This window comes from Synechococcus sp. H55.9 (genome assembly GCF_047462355.1).
GTDB lineage: Bacteria > Cyanobacteriota > Cyanobacteriia > Thermostichales > Thermostichaceae > Thermostichus.
Genome location: NZ_JANSJB010000011.1, coordinates 1 through 12,978 on the forward strand (window position 1 = coordinate 1; position 12,978 = coordinate 12,978).

Genomic DNA, 12,978 nt, shown 5'->3' on the forward strand with positions numbered 1-12,978 from the left:
CCCCCCGTCTCGTGGCCTCGGATATGTTAAAACGCGCACGGCGCGGCGCGGAGGGGTTGGGCGGGTTGGGGAGTGGGGCTGGGGGTGAGGGGGAGGCTAAGCAGCGCTCTCCAGGCTCACCTGAAACACCTCGCTAAAGGCCTTCTCGACCTTGTAGCCGGAGTCGATGGTTTCCAGAGGATCCTTGCGCAGGCGGTGGCGCAAACACAGGCTGATTACCCGGCGAATATCGGCAATGGTGACCTCGCTGCGCCCCTCCAGAGCCGCCAGGGCCTTGGCCGCCCGGTTGGTGACGATATCTCCCCGCAGCCCATCCACCTCCAGAGCCGCACACACGCCGGAGATCTTCAGGCGCAACTCAGGATCCACCATCACAGTGGGCAAGAGGTGCTGGGCCTTTTCAATGCGCTCCCGCAAGTGTTGCTGGGCCTCGGCGTATTTGGCCAAGAACGCCTGGGGATCGGCGTCGAACTGGCTGCGCTCCTCCACAATCTGCACTCGCAGGGCCGGATCCCGCACCGTTTCGATGCGCACGAACATACCGAAGCGATCCAGCAGTTGCGGCCGTAGCTCTCCTTCCTCCGGGTTGCCGGATCCCACCAGGACAAAGCGGGCCGGGTGGCGAATGGAAATCCCCTCCCGTTCCACCGTGTTCCAGCCAGAGGCCGCCGCATCCAGCAACACGTCTACCAGGTGGTCGTCCAGGAGGTTCACCTCGTCTACGTAAAGGATGCCGCGGTTGGCCTTGGCCAAGAGCCCCGGCTCAAAGGCCTTCACCCCCTGGGAGAGAGCCCGCTCGATATCCAAGGTGCCGCAGACCCGGTCTTCGGTGGCTCCCAGGGGCAGATCCACCATCGGTACCTGGATCCAGGTGGCTTCCAGCGTTTCTCCCGCCTGCAGGCGTTCCCACACCTGGTCGCTCATCAGATCCCGCTGCCGCGGGTGGCTGTTGAAGGGATCCCCTTTGACAACCTCGATCTGGGGCAGCAGATCTGCCAAGGCGCGGATGGTGGTGGATTTGCCCGTGCCGCGATCCCCCATGATCAGCACCCCACCGATGCGGGGATCGATGACGTTGAGGAGCAGAGCCAATTTCATCTCCTCTTGGCCGACAATGGCGGTGAACGGGAAAACCGGGCGACGTTCCAAGTTCATAGGGGCAACAACCAGCAATTCATCCCCATTATCCCAGAGGCTCCTCCCTTCTGGGCGGTTCCAGGCTGCAACAGGAACCTAAAGGCCGCTTTTGGGTCAAATGGATAAAGCAAGCTCCGGTGCCGGTCGGGGATCCCTGGCTTCTTTTGGGGAAGACTAGATAACATCGGAGCCTGCACGGTTGGCTGGGAGTGGGTTGAATCTGGGTAACAGCGAAAGCTACACCAAAAGAAAGGGGGCTCCCAAAAGCGCCGGCAACCACAGAGAGAGTTCGTTATTGGGTGGGGAGATAGCAGCGGTGTCAGGTCAAGCAAGTCGGAGACGATGGACGGCATTCTCGATGCCCAGCGTGGCCCAAAAAGGGCTGGTGGGCCTGATCTGGGTCTGCACCTGGATCCCTGTCTTGAGCATTTCCCTTGCCGTAGCCCAAACCGCCGCTACCTCTCTGGTTTTGACCGATGAACAGGTCGCCAAGTATGCCCGCATCGTTTTGGAGATGGAGCCCCACCGACAAGAGGCCCAGCAGCGCTCCCAGGCCACCGCGGATCCGGCCAGCAAAGATCAAATCCGGCGGGAGTTCATTCGCACCGCCACCGAGATCATCACCCGCCACGGCATGACCGTGCCCGAATACAACCGCATCACCCTGTTGATTCGCTCCGAAGAAGGCAGAGACCTCCAACAGCGCATCGAAGCCGAAATCCTGCGCCTGCAAAGCGGGGATCCCAGCGTGAGCCCTAGCTCCAAACCCTAACCCCCCCTTGGATCCCCTGCAGGGCTTTTGCCCGGATGTGACGGGGGACGGAAGATAGCGGTAGGCTGGAAGCGGAGGTCGGTGCTCGTCCGTAGAGAGCGGGGGGAGAGCAATGAACGAGCCTATGTCGCCGTCAGTACGGGCGGCTGTCGAGCGCATGAAGTCTCGCTTGCGCCTGACGCGCCGCTTCGGGTTCTGGTTTCAGGCGGTTCTGGGGGCAACGGCTCTGCTGCTCTGGCTGGGATTTTTAGTTGGCCAGAATACCCTCTATCGCGACGACTCGATGGGGGCCTTTATCGCCTTCTGGTTTACCCTGTTTACCCTTCTAACCCTGGCAGCCGGTCTCTTCTTTAACTGGCGCTACCTGCTCCAGGCGGAGCGCCGCTCAGTGTCTGCCGCTACCCCAAGCCAGTTGGATCTGCCCAAGCAGTTGCAATTGGTTACCTATGTCAGCCTGATCGGCGCTTTCCTCGCCCTCATCGCCATGGAGGCGCAGGTGGGAGAGCTGCTGGTGCGGCTGTTTACCCGCACGCTGAGCACCCAGACAGCAGGAGTGCTGCTATTGGCTGCCAATATCAACGTTACCTTTGCCCACTTCGTCTGCTTAGCAGGGGTGCTCTGGATTACCGGCGCCCTCGACCGCGAGCCCTGAACCCCAGCCGGCCAGTCTTAACTTTGCAAGGCAGAAAGTCAGGCCTGCGGCACAGTGGCCCGCCCTAAACTTGCCCCAGCTAAAACTGCCCCCCTGCCAGAGGAAGAGGGGCAAGCGGAAGCAGTCTCGAAGTCCGTAGTTGCCAATCGCAGATTCCGAGGGCTTCACTTAAAGCCCACCGCCGCCTGCCAAACAAAAGCCAGCAAAAAGAACAAAACAGGGATGATCGGCAGAATGTCGATCAGGGGATCGAACAACTCATAGCCTTCTGGCAAAGCCGCCAGGAGCATTATCGCAGGCATGACAACAAACCTCGACAAGAAGAAAGTGGAGTTGGAGAAACTGCTCTTTTCAGAATTGACAGGGATTTTAACATTGTCGGGCCGGAATCCCGGCTAAAGTCAAGAAATGTGAAGGAGATGGTGACCTAGAGAACTCCCATGTTGGAGAGGCCCAAGATCACTCCCGCGCCCAGCAGATGGCCGAAGCTGGCGACCCCCAGCACTTCCGGCCAGGTCATCCCCAGCACCGGCCCCGTTTCTGAGGCCGCTCCCGAAGAGGACTTGAAGATCAAGTAGGCAAGACCTGTGCAGAGAAAGATGGTTACGGCACTCAAAGGCGACCAAGAGCTGGTGTGGGCAGTCATGGCCAACGGCACAACAACGGGCATCATGGTTTTCATCCTCGGCTCAGGTTAACCGCCCCCTAGATTACCCCCATTCCGCAACTCCCAAGGGGATCCCCACATGAATTGCAACAGAGGCCGCAACAAAACCTCACACTGTGGCTTCTTCTGGCTCCATGGCCGATCTACCCCTCGCCGGGAACAGCCTGGACGGGCTGGAGTTGGCAAGAAAAATCCGGTCTGGGCGCAGATCTCTGCCGTATACTAACGAAAGTTAACAAATCCTTCTCTTCCCCCGCTTTGCAGGTGATGAACTGGCTCTTTTGCCTTGATCCATCCTCACCGTCTGCGCTGTGCACACCCAAGGATGGCTGCCGATGACTGCTGCTGCGACTCCGCAACCGGATCCCAAGCCTTTTGCGTTACCCCGTGAGCTGTTGGGGCCGCCGCCGGAATTTTGGAACCCCACCCTGTTGATGTTTTTGGCGGCGGTGGTGCTTTCGGCCTCTTGCTTTGGCGGGTACGCCTTTTGGCATTGGCCCCGCTGGCTGGTGTTTTGGCTTAACTTTGTCGCCCTCTATGTGTTGGGCACGGTGATCCACGATGCCTCTCACGGCTCGGCCCACCGCAACCGCTTTTTGAACGAGGCGCTGGGCCACGGCTCCGCTCTGTTGCAGGGCTTTGTCTATCCGGTCTTTAAGCGGGTGCACATGCAGCACCACGCCCATGTCAACCACCCCGAAGACGATCCCGATCACTATGTGTCCACGGGCGGGCCGCTGTGGCTGATCGCACCGCGCTTTTTCTATCACGAGGTGTTTTTTTTCAAGCGGCAGCTCTGGCGCAAAGGCCGCTGGGATCTGCTGGAATGGGGGCTGAGCCGACTGGTGGTGGTTCTGACGTTTGCGTTGGCCATTCACTTTGGCTACACCGACTACATCATGAACTACTGGCTGCCCCCTGCTTTTATCATGGGCTTTCTATTGGGCCTGTTTTTCGACTACCTGCCCCATCGTCCCTTTCAATCTCAAGAGCGGTGGCACAACGCCCGCGTCTATCCCGGTTGGCTGACCAACATTCTGCTGCTGGGGCAAAACTATCACCTGATCCACCATCTCTGGCCCTCGGTTCCCTGGTACAAATATCAGGCAGCCTACTGGGCGGCCAAACCTGAGCTGGACGCCCGCAACTGCCAGCAAACGCTGGGGATCTGGGAGAAGGGAGAGTTTTGGAGCTTTTTGTACGATGCGCTGATTGGCCTGCACTGGCACAAGCCCAACTCAACTCGTCCTGCTGCGCCAGCCGATCCAGAATCTACGGATCTGAGGCTTACTTAACATGGTTTTGCCCACGCTACGGATCCCTCAGTTGCTGCTGTTTGTGGAGGCAGCCGGCTTGCTGCGGGACTCCAGCCAGGCCCTGTTACAGGCTGGTCAGGCGACGGCAGATCTGCCAGAGTTGATCGCTGAAGCGCAAGCGCAGGCGGAAGCCCAATTGCAAACCCTTGGGATCCCGGCAGAGTTGCGGGCGCAGGCCCGAGGGATCCTGAGGTTGACCTCGCCGCCGCAGGTGCTGGCTTACCTGCAGGATTTGCTCGACAGGGGAGCCGGCCCGGATTTGGAAGCCTTTTTGGAGCAGGCGGGATCCGACTCTACCCTGTTGCGCTTTCCGCCGCTGTTGGTGGGGGCTGTGGCTTTGCAGGTGTTGCTGGAGCGGCTGGATTTTTCTCCGCAAGAGAGAGCTGTGTTGCAAGCCCAACGGGATCAATGGGAACAGGCCCTGGCAGAATTGGCCGCTCACCACCAGGTTTCCCCAGAGCCGCTGCGGGCGGCTGCCGAGAGGGAGCTGCGGGCTGCCTCAGCAGAAGAGCTGCTGCAACTGGGGCAGGATCTCTTTCAAGATCTCCAGGATCTTGCCGGGCCCGATTCTGAGCCGGAAGCCGAGTCTCAGGTGGAATTGGCGGGGCCGTTGCTGTTGATGATGGTGGCCGACCACCTGTTGGCCCAGACAGAGCATCCGCTCACCCCCGATCAACGGCTGGACTTACAAACCAACCGCGCCGAGGCAGAAAGCCGCTTTTTGGCCATGCAAAAGCTGGGCCGTCTTGAGAACTTGGCGGAGCAGCAGGCTTACATTCGCTCCTGGATTGACCAAACTTCTGTGCCGGATTTGCTGCGGGCTTTGGATCGCTTTTTTGCGGCGTCTGAACCCAACGCGTGAGGCCCCCGGATTGCCAGAGGTTCCGTATCCTCTATGCTGGAAGCAAAGGGATCCCGCTTGAGGCGCGAAAGTGGACTGGGGCAGCTTATTTTGGATTTTTTTGATCTTCAGCTCGCTGCAACCCCTGTTGAACCGGCGAGCGCAAGAGTTCCGGCGCTTGCTGGCCATTCGGGAGTTGGAGCAAAAGCGGGGCAGCCGCGTGATTTTGCTCATCCACCGCCAGGAGTCGATCAGTTTTTTGGGGATCCCGGTTTCCCGCTACATCAGCATCGAGGACTCAGAGCAAGTGTTGCGGGCGATCCGCCTCACCCCGCCCAATACTCCCATTGATTTGATTCTGCACACCCCTGGCGGCCTGGTGCTGGCTACTGAACAAATTGCCCGCGCCCTGATCCGGCACCCGGCCAAGGTGACGGTATTTGTGCCCCACTACGCCATGTCGGGCGGGACGATGTTGGCCCTGGCTGCCGATGAAATTGTCATGGATGCTAACGCCGTGCTGGGGCCGGTGGATCCGCAGTTGGGGGGGTATGCTGCCGCCAGCATTCTGCAGGTGGTGGCGGAAAAACCCATTGCCGAAATCGACGACCAGACCTTAATTCTGGCGGATCTGGCCCGCAAGGCGATGCAACAGGTGCAGAACTTCGTGCGGGATCTCCTGAAGGACGATGTGCCCAAGCGCAAAATTGCCCCCGAACGCATTGAGCCTCTGATCCAGTACCTGACCAGCGGTCGGGTGACCCACGACTACCCGATCACTGCTGAAGAAGCGCGGGAGCTGGGCCTGCCCATCTCCACCGAGTTGCCGCCCCAGATCTACGCCCTGATGGACTTGTACCCCCAGGCCAGCATGGGCCGTCCTTCCGTGCAGTACATTCCCACCCCCTACGATCCTCGTCCCGCTTTGCCCAAAGGGGGATCCCGCTCTGGCCTAGGGTGAACTCTTGGCGTAGACATCCATGGCTTCCAGGCGCAGCCCTTTTGCCCGCCGAAATAGCTCTTGTCCGGTGTGCAAGTGGCGTTCATCGAAGTTCAGCGGGAAATACTTCAGCTCCTCCAGAGCGTCTTCCAAGTGGTTGAGGGCATAGTAGAGGCGGGAAGCCACACCCCCAAAGCTGCTGGGATTGGGAAGGCGGCGAAAGATCTGCTGAGCTTGGGCCAGCTTCTGGCCGCACTCTTCCAGATAAGCCTCAAAGGACTCCAACAGGTCAGGGTCGAACGGATCTGCCGCCAAAGCATTTAACTGAGGCTTCAGAGAAGACAACAAGGGCCCCAAAACTCGGTTCAGGGGGGTGTAGACCTGTCGGATCCAGGCGGCGCGGGCGATGGCTTCCTGGCTGACGGTTTCGCCAGGGGATCCCGTCGGCTGAGGGCGGGGTGAGGTGTGGCTGGAGTGCAGTTGCCGATCGTAGTCGCGGCGAGATTGCGGATCCTTGAGCACCGCGTAGGCAGCGTTGATCTGGCGGATGCGCTCGGAGGTGGCCCGATCTTTTTTGGCCAGCAGGCTGTCGGGATGGTGGTACTTGACCAAACGACGGTAGGCAGACTTGATCTCTTCCGCCGTCGCCAGGACGGAAACGCCCAAGACCTCGTAGTGGGATCCGACTCCAGCTCCGCTCTCCATCATCGCTAGGCTTGCCGGCAAGAAACTCCCACATTGTACCTGCAGCCTAGAATAAAGGTGAGTTTTCCAGTGCTGCCCCATGTCTTCCTCCTCACAGGGATCCCCCCATCCTTTCAGTGCCCTCTTGGGGGCCACCATTGCCGTCAGTCTGGGCTACGGGTTCTTGCAACTGCTGCTCTCGATGGTGACCAAATTGCCGCCAATCGATGTCGAGACTGGATCGCTGGCGCGCGGGATCAGCATCCTGGTGCGTTATCTCCTGGTCGGTTCCGTTTCCCTGATCGCCTTCATGTTTGCCATGGTGGGGTTGGGGCTGGCGGCCTATTCTGTGCAATTGCTGGGAGAGCGGCTAACATCTTCTCAGCGCTGAGCCTGGGGATCCGGGCACGACCTCTGGCCGACTTAGTTTGCGTTGGGACGGCTGCCTAGCGCAACACCACCTTGGGCGAGAGCAACAAAGTCAGGGATCCCTGGCAGTGGTCAATTCGGCCTTCGGCAAAGCGCACCTGGGCCAGGCCCGCCTTTTTAAGGGTGATCGCGTGGGCATTGGCCGGGTTTAGCCCAACAGCCGCTTGCACCCACAGGCTCAGATCCGGCTGGTGACCGACCAGGGCCAAAGACGTGAGGGATCCCCGCTCTGCCTGCCAGCGCACCAGGTCGGCAAAACTGCCGCCCGGAGCCAGCGGCTCAAACACCTCCACCGCTGCGGCCAGGTTCTCGTCCAACAAGATCTCGGCGGTCTGCCGCGCCCTCACCAGGGGACTGGTGAGTAGGAGATCCCACTTCCAGCCCATGCTCTTGAGCTGGCGGGCCACCTTGCGGCAGCGCTTGCGACCTTCGTCTGTAAGGGCTCGCAAGGCATCCTCAACTTCTGGCCGGGGTTCTTCGGCTATGCCATGGCGGATGAAGTCCACAGCCAATTCCTGCCGGGCAATCTGCTTCTCAGTTGCTCCCTGAGAGTGCTCCCCACCGCGAACGCCCTCCTGTTGTTCAAGCCCAGAGATCATCGAACCCCGTCCCGTCAATGCAAACGGCACCGTCAAACTTTGCCCAGACACTCTCCCAGAATACCCTGGGGGACGCTCTCTCTACGAGGAGGGGTTGTGCAGGCGCTGGCCGACCAAAGTGCGCCCTTCCTGGGTGTAGAGCTGCCAGTAGTTCCAGTAGTTGCCAAAGACAGACTTCACATAGCCCCGCGTTTCGGCGAAGGGGATCTGCTCCACAAACACATCCGGATCTTCAAAGCCAAAGCGGCTCAGCCATCTGGCCACGTTGCCGGGGCCGCCGTTGTAGCTGGCCAGGGCCAGCAGGGTGTTGTCTTGATAGGTGCGGTGGGTGTAGTCGAAGTACCAGGATCCCAGGTAAAGATTGTCGGCGGGGTTGGTGAGGCTGTATTGGGCTAGGCCAATTTGTTGGGCAATCCAGCGCCCGGTGGCAGGCATCACCTGCATCAAGCCCAGCGCCCCTGAGGCCGAGACGATCTCCGGCTCAAAGCGGGATTCCTGCCGGATCAAGGCCGCCACCATCAGGGGATTGAGGTTAAATTGCCGTGACCAGCGGGCCAGGCCGGGCCGGGCATAGGGATCCCCGCCCCAGGAATTGTCTGGGCCGGCGTAGTAGTGCAGCGGATAGACGGCCTGCCAGAAATCTTGGCGCTGCCTCAACGTCTCCAGCAGGGGATCCGGCTCTTCGCTGAAGCGCAAAGCGGCCACCTGGTTGATACCCCGCAGGTGCTCTCCGGCACTGTTGCGCAGAATACCCGTGACAAAGCGCTCAGCCACACTCATCTGGCGGGGATCCCGTTGCAGCACGGCCATTTCCCCCTGCCAGCGTTCCCAGGCCAGTTGGCTGGCTCCCATCAAGTGCAAAGTTTGCGTGGCCTCAGAGACCCCCGGCAACGGTAGCCGCACCGGCTGAAAATCCACCTCCACCCTTTGGCGCCCGCTGTAGAAATCCCCCACCGGCCAGCCCAGTTGCACTGCCGACCGCCAGGCGTAGTAGGTGTGGGGAAACTGTTGCAGCACCTGTTGATAGGTTTGCCGCGCCGCAGCCACATCCCCCAGCCGTTCCCGCCATTTGCCCGCCCAGTAGAGCAGTTGCGCCCCCATTTCCGTATCCCGCTGGGCGGATCCGATCTGTTGGGCCAGGGCGATGGCTTGGCCGAGATTGCCCGCTTGCGCTTGACTCCAGGCAAGTGTCCAGGCGGCGTTGGCCGCGGCTTCGCTGGCCGGAAAGCGCTCCCAAAGAGCTTGCCGAGCCGCTTGGGCCGATTGCGGGCTGGCATGGCGATCGTAAAGCTGGCTGAGGCTGAGCAACGCTTCTGGAGCCTCTCTATCCGAGCCGGATCCCGCCTGGCGCAGCAGCTCGATTGCCGTCGACAGGTCGCTCAATTCTGCCAAACGGCGACGGGTGAGGGAAGCCTCTGGCCCATTGGGAAATTGAGCCAGCAGCGCTTGGTAAGCCGCTCTCGCCTGGGGAAACTCCCGCGAGATCTGGTGGCTGCGGCCCCAGCGGTAGAGATTCTGAGAGGTGGCGGGGGCACGCCCATAGGCGCGGGCAGCTTTGCCGTACTCCCGTTGTTCCCAATAGGCATCGGCCAGGATCTGCCAATCGGAAGCCGTGAGGGATCCCTCCTGAGCCTGCCGCCAGCGATCCAGCAGCGGCGTTAACCCAGGGGTTTGCGGGTGATGCAGAGCCAAATCCCGCAGCAGGTCGTAGCGGTCGGGATCCCGCTCCAGCAAATGCTGGAGGGCGCGGCCAGTCAGCGGGTGAGTGGGAAATTGCTGCCGCAACTGATCCACCTGGCCCATCCCCCAGAGGGCATAGGCGGCCACCGGGCTGTGGGGGTACTCCTGCAAAATCTTGGGCCACCAGATCCCTTGGGCTGTTGCCTTATCCTGCAACTGCTCGTAGGCTTGGGCCCTGAGCTTCCAAATTTCCTCCCGCAGAACCGGCAGGCTCTCTTCCAACCCCTGCAAACCCTGCAGGGCCAATTGCGCTTGGCCGGCCTGCAGCGCTGCGTAAGCCCGCAGAAAGGCCGTTGTGGAAGTGTGGGGCAGTTGTACCGGATCCCTGCCCTCTGGCGCCGCAGCCACCTCCACGGTTTCTGCCCAGGATGAGGTGTAAAAGCCCCAGATGGCCCCGCCCAGAGCCGCTCCTGCCGCCAGCACACCGGCAACCCATCTTGCCCAGCACCGTTTGCTGCCTGTCAGGATACCCATGCTTTGTCTCTCTGCAACCTCTGACTACGATACTCAACCCGACTGCGTTGGGTCACCTGGGATACCTGTACCGCAGGCATTGGGCCCGGCAGTCGTTTATGAGTTACTTGCCAGATTGCAGGATCCGCGGCGGACTTTCACTGCGGTACACCTTGGCCCCGACATCGCGCAGCTTTTTGTCGATGGCCTCGTAGCCGCGATCGATGTAGTGGAGCCCGTGGATCGTAGAGCAGCCTTCAGCCGCCAGGCCGGCCAACACCAAGGCTGCCCCCGCCCGCAAGTCCGTAGCCACCACCGGCGCCCCCGACAGCGACGGCACCCCCCGGATCAGGGCCACCCGGTTCTTCAAACGAATGTCCGCCCCCATGCGATTGAGCTCGGGAATGTGGTGCATGCGGTTTTCAAACACCGTCTCCTCGATGGTGCAACTGCCCTCGCTCAGGGCGGCCAAGGCCATGATCGGCGCCTGCACATCGGTGGGAAAACCCGGATAGGGCAGCGTTTGAATATCGGTCGCCTGGCAGAGCCAGCCCGAACTGAGCTGAGCCGGGGCAATGCGCAGCCGGTTGGGGCCTTCTTCTTCGACCCGCAGCCCCATGTCACGCAGCTTGGCGATCACCGCCCGCAAGTGATCGGGAATAACAGGGCCAACCGTGAGGTGAGAGCGGGTAATGGCCCCGGCAATAAGATAAGTGCTGGCCTCGATGCGGTCGGGAATAACCGTGTACTCGGTTCCATGCAAGCGGGGCACCCCCACCACCACAACCGTGTTAGTGCCAACACCGCGAATGCGCGCCCCCATCGCCTGACAAAAACGGGCCAAATCCGCCACTTCTGGCTCTTGGGCGGCATTTTCAATCACCGTTTCCCCATCCGCCAGCGTAGCGGCCATCATCAGGGTTTCAGTAGCGCCGACGCTGGGATAGTCCAGGTAGATGCGGGTTCCCACCAGCCTACGGGCATAGGCATGAACAACCCCATGTTCGATTTGCACGGTCGCCCCCAGCGCCTGCAGGCCCCGCACGTGCAGATCCACTGGACGGGAGCCAATGGCACAGCCGCCCGGCAGGGGAACTCTGGCTACCCCCAACCGCGCCAACAGGGGCCCGATGATGAAAAAGCTGGCCCGCAACTGGCTGACCAATTCATAGGGAGCTTGGGAAGTTTTGAGGGAGCTGGCATCCAGGTCGAGGGTATTGCCCACATGGGACACTTTAACCCCCAGGGTGGTCAGGATCTGCCCCATGCGTTCAATGTCCAGCAGACGCGGCACGTTGTGAATTCGGCAAGCCTCAGGAGCCAAAAGGGATCCGGCCATAATCGCCAAGGCAGAGTTTTTCGCCCCGCCAATGGGAATGTGGCCGCTCAAGGGCTGCTTGCCAGTTATCTGCAGCACTGGCCCCATCATTTCGGGTGAGGGTGTAACTAAGGATTCCACCCTGCTGACGTGCTGGAACTCTGCCGTGAATTCTCCCAATCTTCCTCCTCAGCCACAGAAAATATAGAGCACACAAGCAAGCCTCTTCCGGGAAATACTCTGGAGAGAGAAGCAGCCAAAAGGGCAACCAGAAACTTGGTAGAGGAAGGAAGAGAAGTTCTGCCCCTATCTTACCCAAGTTCCTCAGTTTGCGGCAGCAGTTGGGGCAACTCGGCCAAAGAATCCTATTCCGCCGGCGCCAACAGAATCCAAGCCCCATCTGGAAGTGCCCTACGTTACGCCGAAAGAAGCAGACCGGTCTCCGCACATCCCCAAAAAAGATGCCCCATGTTAGATATAGACTCCTACTGGGTTGGGCCCAGCAGCCAGAAGCAGTATGATACTCGTGAGAAATGCTTGCAATAGCCATAGGAGACAGTCGATGATCACCACTCAAGTCTCTGCCCAAGAGTTGTTTCGGGCCGCCTATGAAAATCGCTACACCTGGGATCCCGCTTTCCCGGGCTATAGCGCCGAGGTCACTTACTGGGATGGGGAGCGCACTTTTGTGGGGCAGGTGCGAGTGGGGGCAGACCTAAAGGCCACCGTTACGGGCGTGGAGGATGAGGAAGCCCGGAAAGCCATTCACAATCAACTTTGGGAAATTGCCATTCACCGGGTGCGCCGCAGCTTTGCCGAGACCCACGGGAACAACACTTTCCGCTATGGGCAGACCCTACCCGATGGCACCGTGGAGATCCTGGTGGGGGGCAAAGCCGAAGGGGATCGCTACCACGTGCGCGACAACCAAGTAACCCTGGTGCATCGGCATATTCATGGGGTGGTGGTGACCATCCACACCTTCAGCAGCCACGACACGGGCGAAGGCTACCTCTCTCACCGCTACGATTCCGTCTATCACGATCCCCAAACGGGTGAGCAAAAGGGCGGGCGCAGCCAATTTGAGGATCTCTACACCAAAGTCGGCAAGTACTACATCCTCTCGGAGCGACGCATTCAAACAGAGACGGAAACCGGCCCTGTGGAAAAGCGCTTTACCTTCCGCAACTTGGCGTTGCTGGATGCCGGGGCTTAATTGGCCAAACGCCAACGCAAAACCCGATAATCATGAACTTTATGGCAGCAACGACCTCCTCAGTTAGAATTAGAAAGGGAGCCTGAGCTATGCTTTGAATATTCTCCCGCCTACACTTTGGCATGAACAACCCTGCGGCAAAGCCCGACCCAGATTCCAAAGCCCCTACCGAGGTTCCCGAACTGATTCTCCGCCCCGCTCAACTGGGGGATCT

The 12,978-nt window shown here is 60.2% G+C and carries 14 protein-coding genes; 7 read left to right on the forward strand and 7 right to left on the reverse strand.

Going from position 1 to position 12,978, the window contains the following annotated elements; genetic code table 11:
• Positions 1-96: 96 nt before the first annotated feature.
• Positions 97-1,155 carry a magnesium chelatase ATPase subunit I gene (gene bchI, locus NW857_RS02745; protein WP_414333222.1) on the reverse strand — a complete coding sequence of 353 codons (1,059 nt, stop codon included), beginning with the start codon at positions 1,153-1,155 and terminating at the stop codon, positions 97-99.
• 340 nt (positions 1,156-1,495) lie between these two features.
• Here bchI and NW857_RS02750 point away from each other — a divergent pair, with 340 nt between their 5' ends.
• Together NW857_RS02750 and NW857_RS02755 are read left to right on the forward strand one after the other, a co-directional pair.
• A complete protein-coding gene (locus NW857_RS02750; protein ID WP_414333223.1) occupies positions 1,496-1,909 on the forward strand; it encodes a DUF4168 domain-containing protein in 414 nt (137 codons plus the stop codon).
• 112 nt (positions 1,910-2,021) lie between these two features.
• On the forward strand, positions 2,022-2,561 hold the full coding sequence (locus NW857_RS02755; protein WP_414333224.1) for a DUF3611 family protein: 540 nt from the start codon (positions 2,022-2,024) through the stop codon (positions 2,559-2,561).
• Between the two features lie 164 nt (positions 2,562-2,725).
• On the opposite strand, the gene NW857_RS02760 is transcribed toward NW857_RS02755, so the two are convergent.
• Both NW857_RS02760 and psaK read right to left on the reverse strand, forming a co-directional pair.
• Positions 2,726-2,863 (reverse strand): photosystem II reaction center protein K, encoded by a 138-nt coding sequence (locus NW857_RS02760; RefSeq protein WP_414333226.1) that lies wholly within the window; start codon positions 2,861-2,863, stop codon positions 2,726-2,728.
• Positions 2,864-2,988: 125 nt separating this feature from the next.
• On the reverse strand, positions 2,989-3,234 hold the full coding sequence (psaK, locus tag NW857_RS02765; protein WP_414333228.1) for a photosystem I reaction center subunit PsaK: 246 nt from the start codon (positions 3,232-3,234) through the stop codon (positions 2,989-2,991).
• Positions 3,235-3,563: 329 nt separating this feature from the next.
• On the opposite strand from psaK, the gene NW857_RS02770 reads away from it, so the two are divergent.
• The 3 genes from NW857_RS02770 (at position 3,564) to NW857_RS02780 (ending at position 6,346) form a co-directional block, all read left to right on the forward strand.
• Positions 3,564-4,523, forward strand: coding sequence for a fatty acid desaturase (locus NW857_RS02770; RefSeq protein WP_414333229.1), 960 nt, complete (start codon positions 3,564-3,566; stop codon positions 4,521-4,523).
• A gap of 1 nt (position 4,524) precedes the next feature.
• Positions 4,525-5,406: a hypothetical protein gene (locus NW857_RS02775; protein ID WP_414333230.1), complete on the forward strand. Its 882-nt coding sequence runs from the start codon at positions 4,525-4,527 to the stop codon at positions 5,404-5,406.
• A gap of 70 nt (positions 5,407-5,476) precedes the next feature.
• The gene (locus NW857_RS02780; RefSeq protein ID WP_414333232.1) at positions 5,477-6,346 is read left to right on the forward strand and encodes an SDH family Clp fold serine proteinase; all 870 of its coding nucleotides are present in this window, start codon (positions 5,477-5,479) and stop codon (positions 6,344-6,346) included.
• Here NW857_RS02780 and NW857_RS02785 read toward each other — a convergent pair.
• A complete protein-coding gene (locus NW857_RS02785) occupies positions 6,338-7,033 on the reverse strand; it encodes a J domain-containing protein (protein WP_414333234.1) in 696 nt (231 codons plus the stop codon). The genes NW857_RS02780 and NW857_RS02785 overlap by 9 nt on opposite strands.
• 76 nt (positions 7,034-7,109) lie before the next feature.
• Between NW857_RS02785 and NW857_RS02790 the strand changes: the two genes are divergently transcribed.
• Positions 7,110-7,400 carry a DUF3082 domain-containing protein gene (locus NW857_RS02790; RefSeq protein WP_414333236.1) on the forward strand — a complete coding sequence of 97 codons (291 nt, stop codon included), beginning with the start codon at positions 7,110-7,112 and terminating at the stop codon, positions 7,398-7,400.
• Between the two features lie 55 nt (positions 7,401-7,455).
• Here NW857_RS02790 and sixA read toward each other — a convergent pair whose 3' ends face one another.
• The 3 genes from sixA to murA all read right to left on the reverse strand — a co-directional run bounded on the left by sixA (position 7,456) and on the right by murA (position 11,689).
• Positions 7,456-8,037: a phosphohistidine phosphatase SixA gene (gene sixA / locus NW857_RS02795; protein WP_414333238.1), complete on the reverse strand. Its 582-nt coding sequence runs from the start codon at positions 8,035-8,037 to the stop codon at positions 7,456-7,458.
• Positions 8,038-8,118: 81 nt separating this feature from the next.
• Complete coding sequence (locus NW857_RS02800; RefSeq protein ID WP_414348749.1) at positions 8,119-10,251, reverse strand: transglycosylase SLT domain-containing protein; 2,133 nt, start codon at positions 10,249-10,251, stop codon at positions 8,119-8,121.
• Between the two features lie 103 nt (positions 10,252-10,354).
• Positions 10,355-11,689, reverse strand: a complete 1,335-nt coding sequence (murA, locus tag NW857_RS02805) for a UDP-N-acetylglucosamine 1-carboxyvinyltransferase (RefSeq protein ID WP_414333303.1) — start codon at positions 11,687-11,689, stop codon at positions 10,355-10,357.
• Between the two features lie 421 nt (positions 11,690-12,110).
• Here murA and NW857_RS02810 point away from each other — a divergent pair, with 421 nt between their 5' ends.
• On the forward strand, positions 12,111-12,764 hold the full coding sequence (locus NW857_RS02810; protein WP_414333241.1) for a DUF3386 domain-containing protein: 654 nt from the start codon (positions 12,111-12,113) through the stop codon (positions 12,762-12,764).
• The last annotated feature ends 214 nt before the right edge of the window (positions 12,765-12,978 follow it).